The sequence below is a fragment of the Streptomyces sp. NBC_00876 genome (assembly GCF_045207435.1).
In the GTDB taxonomy this organism is placed as follows: domain Bacteria; phylum Actinomycetota; class Actinomycetes; order Streptomycetales; family Streptomycetaceae; genus Streptomyces.
Genome location: NZ_CP108800.1, coordinates 5,592,696 through 5,605,877 on the forward strand (window position 1 = coordinate 5,592,696; position 13,182 = coordinate 5,605,877).

General features: G+C 70.5%; 11 protein-coding genes. 4 read left to right on the forward strand and 7 right to left on the reverse strand.

Annotated elements, in window-relative coordinates; translation table 11 throughout:
• Positions 1-103: 103 nt before the first annotated feature.
• Positions 104-1,012, forward strand: a complete 909-nt coding sequence (locus tag OG782_RS24715; protein WP_406454438.1) for an ABC transporter ATP-binding protein — start codon at positions 104-106, stop codon at positions 1,010-1,012.
• A complete protein-coding gene (locus OG782_RS24720) occupies positions 1,009-1,869 on the forward strand; it encodes an ABC transporter permease (protein ID WP_406454440.1) in 861 nt (286 codons plus the stop codon). Before OG782_RS24715 ends, OG782_RS24720 begins: the two co-directional genes overlap by 4 nt.
• A 122-nt stretch (positions 1,870-1,991) precedes the next feature.
• On the opposite strand, the gene OG782_RS24725 is transcribed toward OG782_RS24720, so the two are convergent.
• The 3 genes from OG782_RS24725 to OG782_RS24735 form a co-directional block, all read right to left on the reverse strand.
• The gene (locus tag OG782_RS24725) at positions 1,992-3,800 is read right to left on the reverse strand and encodes a coagulation factor 5/8 type domain-containing protein (protein ID WP_406454442.1); all 1,809 of its coding nucleotides are present in this window, start codon (positions 3,798-3,800) and stop codon (positions 1,992-1,994) included.
• Between the two features lie 329 nt (positions 3,801-4,129).
• Positions 4,130-4,687: a TetR/AcrR family transcriptional regulator gene (locus OG782_RS24730; RefSeq protein ID WP_406454444.1), complete on the reverse strand. Its 558-nt coding sequence runs from the start codon at positions 4,685-4,687 to the stop codon at positions 4,130-4,132.
• Entirely contained in the window at positions 4,624-5,280 is a 657-nt protein-coding gene (locus tag OG782_RS24735; RefSeq protein ID WP_406454446.1) for a sugar O-acetyltransferase, read from the reverse strand. The genes OG782_RS24730 and OG782_RS24735 overlap by 64 nt, the downstream gene beginning before the upstream one ends.
• A gap of 101 nt (positions 5,281-5,381) precedes the next feature.
• Here OG782_RS24735 and OG782_RS24740 point away from each other — a divergent pair, with 101 nt between their 5' ends.
• Positions 5,382-6,638 carry an MFS transporter gene (locus tag OG782_RS24740; protein ID WP_406454448.1) on the forward strand — a complete coding sequence of 419 codons (1,257 nt, stop codon included), beginning with the start codon at positions 5,382-5,384 and terminating at the stop codon, positions 6,636-6,638.
• A 1-nt stretch (position 6,639) separates the two neighbouring features.
• Here OG782_RS24740 and thrS read toward each other — a convergent pair whose 3' ends face one another.
• The 3 genes from thrS to OG782_RS24755 all read right to left on the reverse strand — a co-directional run bounded on the left by thrS (position 6,640) and on the right by OG782_RS24755 (position 9,783).
• Positions 6,640-7,896 carry a threonine--tRNA ligase gene (gene thrS, locus OG782_RS24745; protein WP_406454450.1) on the reverse strand — a complete coding sequence of 419 codons (1,257 nt, stop codon included), beginning with the start codon at positions 7,894-7,896 and terminating at the stop codon, positions 6,640-6,642.
• A gap of 157 nt (positions 7,897-8,053) precedes the next feature.
• Positions 8,054-8,779 (reverse strand): class F sortase, encoded by a 726-nt coding sequence (locus OG782_RS24750; protein WP_406454452.1) that lies wholly within the window; start codon positions 8,777-8,779, stop codon positions 8,054-8,056.
• 164 nt (positions 8,780-8,943) lie between these two features.
• Positions 8,944-9,783 carry a hypothetical protein gene (locus OG782_RS24755; RefSeq protein ID WP_406454454.1) on the reverse strand — a complete coding sequence of 280 codons (840 nt, stop codon included), beginning with the start codon at positions 9,781-9,783 and terminating at the stop codon, positions 8,944-8,946.
• Positions 9,784-10,190: 407 nt separating this feature from the next.
• Between OG782_RS24755 and OG782_RS24760 the strand changes: the two genes are divergently transcribed.
• Positions 10,191-12,215, forward strand: coding sequence for a GTP-binding protein (locus tag OG782_RS24760; protein ID WP_406454455.1), 2,025 nt, complete (start codon positions 10,191-10,193; stop codon positions 12,213-12,215).
• A gap of 127 nt (positions 12,216-12,342) precedes the next feature.
• Here OG782_RS24760 and OG782_RS24765 read toward each other — a convergent pair whose 3' ends face one another.
• Positions 12,343-13,182: a transglutaminase-like domain-containing protein gene (locus OG782_RS24765; RefSeq protein ID WP_406454457.1), complete on the reverse strand. Its 840-nt coding sequence runs from the start codon at positions 13,180-13,182 to the stop codon at positions 12,343-12,345.

Here is a 13,182-nt window from a genome sequence, read left to right on the forward strand (position 1 = left end):
GGCATCGGACCACGGTTGTACACCCACGGTCGACACCTGGCCCCGGCAGATGTCAGCGGTGGTCCGACGACGAACGGCGGTGGCGGAAGGCACCGTTGGAACCGTGATCGAAGTCAACGGACTCACCAAGCGATACGGCACCGCCACCGCCGTCAAGGACCTCACCTTCACCGTACGGCCGGGCGAGGTCACCGGCTTCCTCGGACCCAACGGGGCCGGCAAGACCACCACCCTGCGCATGCTTCTGGGGCTGGTCGAACCCACCGCCGGAACGGCCACCCTCCAGGGCCGGCCGTTCCGCGACCACGCACGCGGATTGCGCCACGTCGGGGCCCTCCTCGACGCGGGCGATGTCCACGGCGGCCGCACTGCCCGCGCCCACCTCGCCATGCTGGCCCGCAGCAACAGCATCCCGCGTGCCCGGGTCGACGAACTCCTCCAGGAAGTGGGCCTCGCCGCAGCGGCCCGCCGCCGCATAGGCGGCTTCTCGCTCGGCATGCGCCAGCGCCTAGGGATCGCCACCGCGCTGCTCGGCGACCCACCGGTGCTGCTCTTCGACGAACCGCTCAACGGCCTCGACCCGGAAGGGGTGCTGTGGGTGCGCGGGCTGTTCCGCCGCCTCGCCGCCGAGGGCCGCACGGTGTTCGTCTCCAGCCACCTGATGACGGAGATGGAGAACACCGCCGACCGGCTCGTCGTCATCGGCCGCGGCGAGCTCATCGCCGCCGAGAGCCTGACCGCGTTCGCCGCGCGCAGTACCCGGCTGAGCGTGACCGTGGGCACCCCCGACGCCGGCGCCCTCACCCCGCTCCTCACCGCGGAGGGAGCCTCGGTCGTCCCCGACGGCGACCGGCTCACGGTCACCGGTCTGCCCGCCGTCCGGATCGGTGAGCTCGCCCTCCGCCACCGCGTCCTGCTCCACGAACTGACCACGCTCGGCGCCTCGTTGGAGGAGGCGTTCATGGAACTGACCGCAGACAGCGTCGAATACCCCGCAGGAGATCCCCGATGACCACGGCCACCGCCCCGACCGCACCCGCCGGCCGCGTGACGCGGGACGAACCCCGCGCCCGCTTCGGAGACCTGCTGGCCGCCGAGTGGCTGAAGACGTGGTCGCTGCGCTCGACACCCTGGATGTACGCGCTCACCGCGCTGGCCGTCATAGCGTTCAACGTGGGTACGGCCTATGACCACTACAAGTACTGGTACCAGTACGACGCGTCCGGCCGGAGCGACTTCGTCACCCTCGGCATCCCGCTCGTCGACGCCTTCACCACGAACTCCGCCATGGTGCTGGTCCTGGCCGTCGCCGCGATCGGCGCCGTATCGGTCACCGGTGAGTACGGCACCGGGCTGATCCGCACCACGTTCACCGCCGTCCCGGCCCGGCGCTCGGTGATGGCGGCCAAGGTGCTCGTGCTCGCAGCGGTCACCACCGTCTTCGGCGCACTGGTCGCCGGGGTCTCGTTCGCATCGACCCAGGCAATCCTCTCCGGCCGGAACGCCTCGGTCCCCCTCGATCACCCCGGGGCCCTGCGCCTCGTCGTGGCCTCCGCACTCCTCGCGCCGCTGGCCGCGCTGGCCGGTCTGGCGATCGGCACGGTGATCCGCCACACCGGGGGCTCCATAGTCGGCTGCGTCGTGGTGCTGCTCCTGCTCCCCATGGTGCTGAGCGACCGCCGCCACTTGACGGCGGTGCTCCAGCACACCCTGCCGTTCAGCGCGTGGGAGCGCCTGACGAGCACGGAGATGCAGCGCTCCAACGAACTCTTCCCGTGGACGACCGGCGGAGCGTGGACGGTCTACGTTCTCTGGGCACTGCTGGCGGGCGCGGTGGCGGTGTTCGCGGGGAACCGTAGGGATCAGTGAATCGCCCATGCGGCCGGGCCTGACAGCAGTGCGCCCCGCCAGGGAATGACGGGGCGCACTGCTTCGCGGGGAGCGGAGACCGGACGCGCTGCGGCGACCGGACTCCGGCATGGTTCACATTCCTACGGGAAGGACACCACGTTGGACGGGACGGTGGTGGTGCCGGAGGTGGGTGTTCCGGTGTTGTTGATGACGTGTTCGTACTGGCCCTGGCCGCCGAGTGAGACGACGAGCAGGTCGTGGAACTTCACGCCGGGCTTTACGGGGGCCTCGAAGCCGTGGTCCTGGCGGATGGTCGGGTCGACGTTGTAGTAGCAGTAGCTGCCCAGGCCCCAGCCTTCGTGGGTGGTGACGGAGTCGTCGACCTTGTAGGCCGCGTATCCCTTGGTGTCACCGTTCTGGACGGCTGCCTGGTTGGGGGCGTCGTACGACTTCTCGTTCTGGAAGAAGATCGTCTTGCCCCTTTCGCCGGACCAGCGGACGTCGTACTTGTTGAAGTGTTCGACGAACAGCCCGGTGGCCAGGACGTCGTCGCCGTTGACCTGGAGGCCGTAGTCGGAGCGGTTGGTCTCCCAGCCGACGCCGTCGCCGTGGTCGGCGCGCCACAGCCAGGTGTGGTCGACGATCGTGTCGTCGTTGTTGATCACCATGGCGGTGGTGGCCTTGCCGGCTCCCGCGCCGCCGACGCGGACGAACACGTCCTGGACGGTGGTGGGGTTCGCCGAGTGGTCGGCCGATGCGCCGTCGGGGCCGACCTGGACCAGCACCTGGGAGTTCTGCGGACCGGCGTCGACGAGCAGGCCGGCGAGTTTCACGCCGTCCACGTCGCCGACGTTGATGGCGGTGACGCCGTTGTCCGGGATGATCGTGGCCAGGCCCAGACCGAGGACGACGGTGTTGGCGCGGTCGATGTTGATGGTCTGGTCGACGTGGTAGATGCCGGGTGTGAACAGCAGGTGCAGGCCCTGCTGGACGGCCGCGTTGATGGTGGCGGCGGAGGCGCCGGGCTTGACCACGTAGAACTGGTCCAGCGGGATGGATTCGCCCTGCGGTGTGCCGTTCCAGGAGACGCCGCGTGCGTTGGTGCGCTTGGCGGGGACGAACACCTTGTAGTCGTTGCCGTCGAGGTAGAGGAACGGCTTCTCGCGGGAGACCGGGGTGTTCTCCAGCGTGGTGTACGGGGGGTTGGGGAAGCTCTGGGCGGGTGCGCCCTCGACGCCGGAGAACGTCATGTTCCAGACGCCGTTGCCCCAGCTGCCGATGGTGCTGTCGCGGGTGTACCACTGCTGCTGCGAGTACGGTGCGACCTGGCCGTCGATCTTGCTGTCGGCGATGTACCCGCCGCTCGCCCAGCCGTAGCCGTTGGGTGCGAGGTTGAGCCCGCCCTTGACGTGCATCCGGCGGAAGGGTGCGGCCTGCGAGACGGCCCAGCGGTCCGTGCCGCTGACCGGGTTGAGCGCGAGGTTCTCCGCCGAACGCCAGAAGTTCTGCGTGGCGTTCCCGTTGAACCAGCCGGCGTCGACGGTCACATCACCGTTGAACGTGGTGTCGTCGGGCTTGAGCCCGAGACCGGCGATCGAGGTGTAGAAGCCGATCTGCGCGTTGATGTTGCTGTACGTGCCCGGCTTGAACATCAACGCGTAGCGGCCGGTACCGAACTGCGCCGACTCCTGCTGCTTGAAGATCTCGTCGACCTTGGCCTGGATATTCGGCGTCGACGGGTCGAAGACCAGGACGTTCGGGCCGAGATCGCCGCCGCCCTCGATGGCCTGCGCGTCCTGACCGAAGGCGGTCTGCGCCGTGGGGACGGCCATGAGCAGCGAAACGGCGAACGCGGCGAACCCGAACGAGCGGGTCCGGCGCCGGCGACGCGACGCGGTGGGGGTTCCCGTGGGGGGAGTTGTGAGGGTTTCCGTGGGGGGAACATGCATAGACGTACGTCTCCTGAGTCGTGGTACGGGTGACACGACGAGCTCTCGGTGAGCGCCAAGAGAGCGCTCTCCGACGGGAGTTGATGGTTCCGCTGTCACCCGGGAAACGTCAAGAGGTGTGCAACAGGAGCCTCAATAGATCTCGATGTTCGCAACAATTAACGCCATCGGAATGGCAATTGACCCGGTCTGCGCTCAGTTCGGGGTGCGCTTGGGTTCAGAAGATGATGTTCACCGCCCCCCGTGCGACTTCCGCCGAATCCTGATCCCCTGTTCCCTGGCCGGCGCCTTGGTCAGGTGGGGCGCCGGCCAGGGGGTTTGGGGGTGGATCAGGAACGCGCGCCGCCGGCCTGTGTGATGCGGGCGATCGCCTCGACGGTCAGGGCACGGTCGTGCGGTTCGGTCTCCAGGGCGCGGTGGATGGACAGACCCTCGATCAGCGCGTCCAGCTGCCGGGCCGTCGCCGGGTCGAAGTGCCACTCCAGGGCGACGCGGCTGCGGCGCATCCACTCCCGGGTCAGCTCGCGGTAGGCGGGCTTGCGGGCCGCGAGGGTGTACAGCTCGTGGGTGAGGACCAGTTCGCGCTGGTTGCCCCCGGACAGGTGGTGGACCAGATCGGCGACCGCCTCCCGCGCCTCGTCGGGCGTGGTCGCGGCGCCGAGACGCTCCTCGAAGACGGCGACGATGCTGCTGGAGAAGCGCGTGAACGCCTCCCGCAGCAGCTCGTCCATGCCGCCGAAGTGGTACGTCATCGAGCCGAGCGGTACACCGGCGAGGGCGGCGACCTTGCGGTGCGAGGTCCCGGCGACCCCCTCCTGTGCGATCAGGTCGAGCGCGGCGGTGATGATGCGCTCCCGCCGCTCGGGGTCGTTCTGTCCGGTCGCCACGGTGCTTCCCTCTTCTGGATCGAGCGGATCACCCGGGCCGGATTGCCCACGGCGACCACATTGGCGGGGACGTCCTTGGTGACGACGGCTCCCGCGCCGATGACGCTGTTGTCCCCGATGGTCACACCGGCCAGCACGATCGCCCCGCCGCCGAGCCAGACATTGTCGCCGATCGTGATCGGCTTGGCCGCCTCCAGCTTGTCCCGGCGCGGCTCCGGCTCCACCGGGTGGGTGGGGGTGAGCAGCTGGACGTTCGGCCCGATCTGGCAGTCGCGGCCGATGGTGATCGGGGCGACGTCCAGGGCGGTGAGGTTGTAGTTGATGAACGTGTCCTCGCCGACCGTGATGTACGTGCCGTAGTCGACGTACAGCGGCGGCCGGATGTGCGCACCGGCACCCACACCGCCGAGGAGTTCGGCGACGACGGGCTGTGCCGCGTCCGGGTCCTCGGTGTAGGCGGCCAGGTAGCGGGCGGCCAGCCGCACGGCGCGCCGCTGGGCCTCCACGATGTCGGGATCGTCGGCGATGTAGAGGTCCCCGGCGAGCATCCGTTCATGGTTCGTACGCGGGTCTCCCGCGAAGTGGTCCGTCATGGGTACGAGCGTACACTCTAGGTGTACGATCGTACGCTCTTGTTGTTCCGCTCTCTTCGATGTGTTCCGCTCTCCGATCAGTCTGCTGAGGCCCCGCTGCCATGGATGCCGCTACGCGCCGCTGGCGTGCCGCCCTGTTCCTCTTCATGCTCGCCGCCGGCACCGGAGTGGCCTCGTGGGTGGCACGTACCCCGGCGGTGAGGGACGGACTCGATGTGTCCACCGGCTCCATGGGGCTGGTGCTGTTCGGGCTGTCCACCGGCTCGATGGCCGGTGTCATGTCCTCCGGCCCGCTCGTGCGCCGCTACGGGGGCCGGGCGGCCATCAGCGTGGGAGCGGCGCTGATCGTTGCCGGCCTGCTGGTCATCGCCGCCGGCACGAGCCTGTCGCTGGCGGGCGGGGTCTTCGGTGGACTGGCCCTGTTCGGCGGTGGGATGGGGCTGGCCGAGGTCGCCTTCAACATCGAGGGCGCGGCCGTCGAGAGCGTCATCGGGCGGCCCGTCCTGCCGGTGCTGCACGGCTGTTTCAGCCTGGGCACCGTCATCGGGGCGCTGCTGGGCATGGCGCTGACCGCGGCCGCGTTCCCCGTCGGATGGCATCTGGCCGCCGTCGCGGCCCTCATCGCCGCTGCCGGGGTGCGGGCCGTCCGCGCGATCCCGCACGGCACGGGCAAGGAGGCGGCGGGCACCTCCGGACCTGGCGGGTGGCGGGGCCAGTTGACGGTGTGGCGGGACCGGCGCCTCGTCCTCATCGGGGTGATCGTCCTGGCCATGGCCTTCGCGGAAGGGGCCGCCAACGACTGGCTGCCGCTGCTCATGGTGGACGGCTACCACGTCAGCGCCACGGCCGGGTCGCTCACCTTCCTGGTCTTCGCCTCCTCGATGACCCTCGGCCGGTTCGCCGGCGGACCCGTCCTTGAACGCTTCGGCCGGGTCCTGGTCGTCCGGATCAGCGCCGTGACCGCCGCCCTGGGGCTGCTGGTGGTGATCGTCTCGCCCAGCCCCCTGATGGCGGGCGCCGCCACGGTCCTGTGGGGGCTGGGCGCCTCACTCGGCTTCCCCGTCACCGTTTCTGCGGCGGGCGACCATCCGCGCGACGCGGCGGCACGGGTCGGTGCCGTCTCCACTGCGGGCTACTTCGCCTTCCTCGTCGGCCCGCCCGCGCTCGGCTTCCTCGCCGACCACGTAGGGCTCCGGCTCACGATGACCGTCGTCCTCGCCCTGCTGATCGTGGCGGCCACGCTGGCCGGTGCCCTGGACACCGGCCAGCGCGCCGATGCGGAGGCCGAGCCCGTACTGAATGAGACGCTGTCCCACAGCTCGGCCGCCGCGCCGGCGCGGAGGCCGAGCCCGTACTGAACTAGAGGCTGTCCCACAGCTCGGTGCCGTGCGCCGCGACCAGCGCGCCGATCCGTTCCAGCAACTGCGCGGCCGGCAGCGGGTCGATCCGCCGGCCGTCGCGCAGCCGCAGCGCCACCAGGCCGTCGGCGGCCTCCGCCGCCCCGATGACCGCCTGGTACGGCACCAGCCGGGCCTCCCGGATGCGGGCTCCCAGGCTCCCGCGCTCCCGGCCGCTGACCTCCGCGCGCAGCCCGAGCGCGGCGCAACGCGCCGCGAGCGCCCGCGCGTTCTCCGACTCGGCGTCCGAGACCGGCAGGATCACCAACTGGACCGGGGAGAGCCAGGCGGGGAACGCCCCGCCGTGCTGCTCGATGAGATGGGCGACGGCCCGCTCCACACTGCCGATGATGCTGCGGTGCACCATGACCGGCCGGTGTTTCGCCCCGTCCGCACCGATGTAGTGCAGATCGAACTGCTCGGGCTGGTGGAAGTCGACCTGGACGGTCGACAGGGTCGACTCACGGCCCGCCGCGTCGGCGACCTGGACATCGATCTTCGGACCGTAGAACGCGGCCTCGCCCTTCGCGGCCTCGTACGCCAGCCCGGACTCCTCCAGGACCCCGGTCAGCAGCGCGGTTGAGCGCTGCCACATCTCCGGGGCCGCGACGTACTTGCCGCCGGGCCCGGGGAGGGAGAGCCGGAAGCGGGCCGGCCGGATTCCGAGCGCCTCGTACGCCCGGCGGATCATGTCCAGGGCGGCCCGCGCCTCCCCGGCGACCTGGTCCAGGGTGCAGAAGATGTGGGCGTCGTTCAGCTGGATGGCCCGCACCCGGGTCAGCCCGCCGAGCACCCCGGAGAGCTCGGAGCGGTACATGCCGCCCAGCTCGGCCATCCGCAGCGGGAGTTCGCGGTAACTGTGCGAACGGGAGCGGTAGATGACCGCATGGTGCGGACACAGACTCGGCCGCAGTACGACCTGCTCGCCGCCGAGATCCATCGGCGGGAACATGTCGTCGCTGTAGTGCGACCAGTGCCCCGAGATCTCGTACAGCTCCCGCTTGCCGAGCACCGGCGAGTACACGTGCCGGTAGCCGGCCAGGCGCTCGGCGGTGCGGATGTACTCCTCCAGGGTGTGCCGCAGCGCCGCCCCGTCCGGCAGCCAGTAGGGAAGCCCCGCGCCGATCAGCGGGTCGGTGTCGAACAGCTCCAGCTCGCGGCCGAGCTTGCGGTGGTCGTGCATGGCGGTCTCCTCGCTACTAAGGGCGAGTGACCGCAAGCAGAAGCCCCGGGGCACTCGCCCCGGGGCTTCGGACTGGTCAGCAGTCAGCGCGCCGGGACACTCTCCGGCGTCGTCGTCATGGCGGCGGCACGCTTCATGCGGGCGACGGTAGCAAGGCCCGCGGCCGTCCGCACGGGGTTTTCCGCGGGACCTCTCAGCCCTTCCTGGCCGAGTCGAGGTGGGCGAACACGACCACGTTGTCCTCGTAGTCCTTGGCCTTCTTGTTGTAGGTGCCGCCGCAGGTGATCAGGCGCAGCTGGGCGTCCGGGGTGTCGGCGTAGACCCGCTTGTCGGGGAATTTCGCCTTGCTGAACTTCTCGACGGAATCGACCTTGAACGAGGCCACCGTGCCATCCGCCCGCGTGATGTCGACCGTCGAGCCGGGCCGCAGGAACCGCAGCTGCAGGAAGACCGCCGGGCCGGTCATGGTGTCGACATGACCCGCCACGATCGCCGCCCCGCGTTCACCGGGCGTCACACCGTCCTTGAACCAGCCCACCAGGTTCCTGTCGTTCGGCGGCGGGGCGTCGAGGCGGCCGGATGCGCCGATCGACAGCGGGGTGAAGGGCGCGTCCACCACGATGGCCGGGATCTTCAGCCGGGTCGGCAGGGAACGGGGCAGGGCGGGGGAGAGGGAGGGGCTGGGGGCGGCCTGCTTCGGTACGACGGCTGCTGGTGAGGAGGCGGGGGCCGGGGCGGCGGGTGCGGCGGCCGCGGGTGGGGCGGGGGGTTTGTCGTCGGCCGGGGAACCGATGGAGTTGTAGATGAGCAGCATGCCGAGACCGGCCGCTGCGGCGGGCCAGAGCAGGGCGCGGCCGAGCGTGACGGTGTCGGAAGCAGTCCGGGAGGAGGAGGAACCGGGCGACTGCGGGGCGGCCATGGGAACGTGCCTTTCCTTTGTACGGGCGGTGCGAGGAGGGCGGTGCGAGGAGGGCGGGCGAAGAGCGCGGGGCGGGGGAGCGGGGGAAAACGAAGGCGCCGCGGCCGCCGTCCGGAGGGACGGCGGCCGCGACAGCGAAGCGACCGGCTTGCGGCGGGGCCGGGTCAGGCCATCGCGCCACCGGTCGCCTGGCGGCGGCGCAGCTTGTACGCGCCGACACCGACACCACCGAGCAGCAGCAGCGAACCGGCCGCCAGACCGCTGCCGGTCATGGCCATCGCGCCGCCGCCGGTGTGCATGCCACCGCTGGGCTTGTCCTTCTTCCAGCCCTCGTCCTCGGACTTCTGGTAGCCGCTCGAGTCGCTCTTCTGCGACTTCTCGGACGACTTCTCGCTCTTCTCGCCCTTCTCGCCCTTCTCGGTCTTGCCGCCCTCGTCGCTGCTCGGCTGCCACTCCTTGGCGACCGTCAGCGACATGGCGCCGCCACCGGTGTGCATGCCACCGTTCGGCTTGCCCTCGTCCTCGTACTTTCCGCCCTCTTCGTCGTTGCCGGGCTGCCACTCCTTGGCCACGGTCATCGACAGCGCGCCGCCACCGGTGTGGACGCCGCCGCTGGGCTTCTCCTTGTTCCGGTCGGAGCTGCCGCCCTCTTCGTCGTTGCCGGGCTGCCACTCCTTGGCGACCGTCATCGACAGCGCGCCGCCGCCGGTGTGCATGCCACCGCTGGGCTTGTCCTTCTTCCAGCCCTCGTCGTCCGACTTGCCGTGCTCGTCGTCCCCGGCCACGGTCTTGGCCAGGGCGCCGCCGCCGGTGTGGACACCACCGTTGGGCTTGTCCTTCGTCCAGCCGCCGTCGTCGGACTTTCCGTGCTCGTCGCTGCTGGAGGACGAACCGCTGTCGTTCTCCCAGTCGCCGGCCACAGTCATGGCGTAGGCGGAGGGAGCGGTGATGGTGAGGACCGCCGTGACGGCGGCCGAAGCGAACAGTGTGCGGGCAGAGCGCATCTGAACACATTTCCTTTCGTCGCGACTGCGAAGAGTGACGGAATGTCTACTCAAAGTGGCGCAGTGGCTACGTGATCCACCGTCAGCCCGAACTCCGGAGCGCGCCATCGGGGAGCACCGCATTGGAGCTACGGCATGGGCTCATCGAGTGGCGGGGAACGGATAATCACCCGTTGGACGGCACGGCGCGCCGAGCGGAGGTTTGGGAGGTGCCGTATCCCCCGTTCGCTGACGGTGCCTCACCGGGGGTCGCAGCGGTATCCGCGTACCGGTAAACCGGTTGCGGCGCCGGCCGTCCCGCTGCTGTACTCGCCGCACCAGCCGACAGGACCAGGAGATATCGATGCGCCGATCTCGCATGTTCGTTCAGACGGGAATTGACCCCACCGCTGAGAACATGGAGTTCTGTGCACACGCTGAATCTTGGCATTCTGGCGCACGTCGACGCCGGTAAGACGAGCCTGACGGAGCGGCTGCTCCACACCGCCGGAATCATCGACGAGATCGGCCGCGTCGACGACGGGAATACGCAGACCGATTCCCTCGCGCTCGAGCGGCAGCGCGGTATCACGATCAAGTCCGCGGTCGTCTCGTTCGCCGTCGACGACGTCACCGTCAATCTGATCGACACCCCCGGCCACCCGGATTTCATCGCCGAGGTGGAACGGGTGCTGAGCGTGCTCGACGGCGCGGTCCTGGTCGTCTCCGCCGTGGAGGGCGTACAGGCGCAGACCCGCGTGCTGATGCGCACCCTGCAGCGGCTGCGCATTCCCACCCTCGTCTTCGTGAACAAGACGGACCGTGCCGGAGCCCGGTACGGACCGGTGCTGCGCGAGATCGCGGAGAGGCTGACCCCGAACGCGGTCGCGATGGGACCCGCCGTCAGCGGCCTCGGCACCCGCGACGCGCGCTTTGCGCCGTACGCCGCCGACGACCCCCGGCTCACCGGCCGGCTGACGGACCTGCTCACCGAGCACGACGACGCCCTGCTCGCTGCGTACGTCGAGGGAGGCGGCCAGGCGCTCGCACCCGCCCGGCTCCGCGCGGAGCTGGCGGCGCAGACCGGGCGGGCGCTGGTGCACCCCGTCTACTTCGGCTCGGCCGTCACGGGCGAGGGGACCGCCGCGCTGATCGACGGGATCAAGGAGCTGCTGCCCGCCGCCGGGAGCGCGGCGGACGGGCCGGTCTCCGGCACCGTCTTCAAGGTCGAACGCGGCCCGGCGGGCGAGAAGACCGCCTGGGTCCGCATGTTCTCGGGGACCGTACGCACCCGCGAGCGGCTGCCGTTCGGGCCCGGCGGCGGTGCCGTCGCCGAGGGAAAGGTGACCGGGATCAGCGTCTTCGCGGACGGTACGGACACCGCTGCCGCCTCGGTCGGACCGGGGCGGATCGCGAAACTCCGGGGGCTCGGCGACATCAGGATCGGCGATGCGGTCGGTGATATCGGCACGGCCACGACCGGACGCCATTTCGCCCCGCCGACCCTGGAATCCGTCGTGGTGCCGGTACCACCCGCGACCAGGGGTGAACTGCATTTCGCACTGGCCCGGCTCGCCGAGCAGGATCCGCTGATCAATCTGCGCCAGGATGACATCCGCAAGGAAATCTCCGTCTCGCTCTACGGAGAAGTGCAGAAGGAAGTCATCCAGGCGACACTCGCGGACGAATTCGGAATCGACGTCAGTTTCCGCGGGACCACGACCATCTGCCTGGAAAGGCCGAGCGGAACCGGCGCCGCATTCGAGATCATCGACAAGGACGACAATCCGTTCCTCGCGACGGTCGGACTGCGCGTCGACCCCGCCCCGATCGGCAGCGGATTGCGGTACCGGCTGGAAGTGGAACTCGGCTCCATGCCGTACTCCCTCATGCGGGCGGTCGAGGAAACCGTCGTCGAAACGCTCGGACAGGGCCTGTACGGATGGCACGTCACCGATTGCACGGTCACGCTGACGCATTCCGGCTACTGGCCGCGCCAGAGCCATTCGCACGCCGTCTTCGACAAATCCATGTCGAGCACGGCCGGTGACTTCCGCAATCTGACCCCACTGGTCCTGATGGCGGCGCTCCAGCGGGCCGGCACCACGGTGTACGAGCCGATGCACCGCTTCCGGCTGGAGCTTCCCGCGGACACGCTCGGGCCGCTGCTCGCGCTCCTGGCCCACCTGCACGCCGTCCCGCGCACCCCGTCCGTCGACGCGGCGCACTGCGTACTCGAGGGCGAGGTCCCGGCGGCCCGGGTGCACGAACTCCAGCAGCGGATCCCGGGGCTGACCCGGGGCGAAGGAGTGCTGGAAACCGCCTTCGACTCCCACCGCCCCGTCACCGGCACCGTCCCCCGGCGCTCCCGCACGGACCACGACCCGCTCAACCGGAAGGAGTACCTGCTGCACACGGTGCGACGGGCGGGTGCCGGCGGAGACGAGGCGTGAGCGTGTGCCGCACACAGTGCGACGGGCGGTCGCCGGAAGGGGCCCGGCACGAGCGTGTGCCGCACACGGTGCGACGGGCGGTCGCCGGAAGGGGCCCGGCATGGCCGTCCCCGTCGCCGGCGCCCCGTCAGTTCAGCAGCGCCCTGGCCGCCCGCGCCCACCGGCGCACCGCCTCCGCGGCAGTCGGCTCGACCTCCTCGACCACCTGCGCGTACTCCTCCATCTCAGCCGCCCCGCGCAGGAACTCCCCGCTCTGCACCAGCAGCTGGGCCCGCTCGTAGCGCAGCCGGGCGGGGTGCGCGGGCAGGAGCAGGGAGAGCTCCACCGCCCACAGCGCCACGTCCGTGCGCTCCGGGCGGGCCGCCGCCCACGCCCGGATGTTGTTCAGGATCCGCAGCACGATCTCCAGCGGCCTGGCCGGCACCAGCATCGAAGCCTCCAGCGGCTCCCCGGTCGCGCCCGTCACCAGCAGCTCCGCGTCCTGGTCCGTCAGCGGCCGGCCACCGGCGAACGGATCGGCCAGCACCCGCTCCGCCGGGTCGCCGAAACCCACCACGAAGTGGCCGGGCAGCGCCACCCCGTACACCGGGGCGCCCGCCCGCCGCGCCACCTCGATCCACACCACCGACAACAGGATCGGCAGCCCGCGCCGCCGCCGCAGCACCTCGTGCAGCAGAGAGGAGTCCAGACGCTGGTACTCCGCCGACGTGCCCTCGAACCCGCACCGCTCACCGAGCAGTTCGGCCAGCGCCGAGGCCCACGCACGGCCACCGCGCAGTCCGAACGGCAGCAGGCCCGCGAGCCGGTCCAGTTCGATCTGAGCCGCGTCCACGCCGTTCGCGTCCAGTGACGGGTCCGCCTCCGCGCCCAGGAGCAGACAGAGCAGCGCCAGGTCCGGCCGTTCGGCCCGCACCTCTTCGGCGAACCGGCGTCGGACCCCGTCCGTGTCCCGCTCCCCGGCAGCCAC

Excerpts from the sequence above, each read along its gene's own strand:
- OG782_RS24755 (WP_406454454.1), bottom strand. The coding sequence starts at position 9,783 with ATGCGCTCTGCCCGCACACTGTTCGCTTCGGCCGCCGTCACGGCGGTC.
- OG782_RS24720 (WP_406454440.1), top strand. The coding sequence starts at position 1,009 with ATGACCACGGCCACCGCCCCGACCGCACCCGCCGGCCGCGTGACGCGG.
- OG782_RS24740 (WP_406454448.1), top strand. The coding sequence starts at position 5,382 with ATGGATGCCGCTACGCGCCGCTGGCGTGCCGCCCTGTTCCTCTTCATG.
- OG782_RS24750 (WP_406454452.1), bottom strand. The coding sequence starts at position 8,779 with ATGGCCGCCCCGCAGTCGCCCGGTTCCTCCTCCTCCCGGACTGCTTCC.
- OG782_RS24725 (WP_406454442.1), bottom strand. The coding sequence starts at position 3,800 with ATGCATGTTCCCCCCACGGAAACCCTCACAACTCCCCCCACGGGAACC.
- OG782_RS24735 (WP_406454446.1), bottom strand. The coding sequence starts at position 5,280 with ATGACGGACCACTTCGCGGGAGACCCGCGTACGAACCATGAACGGATG.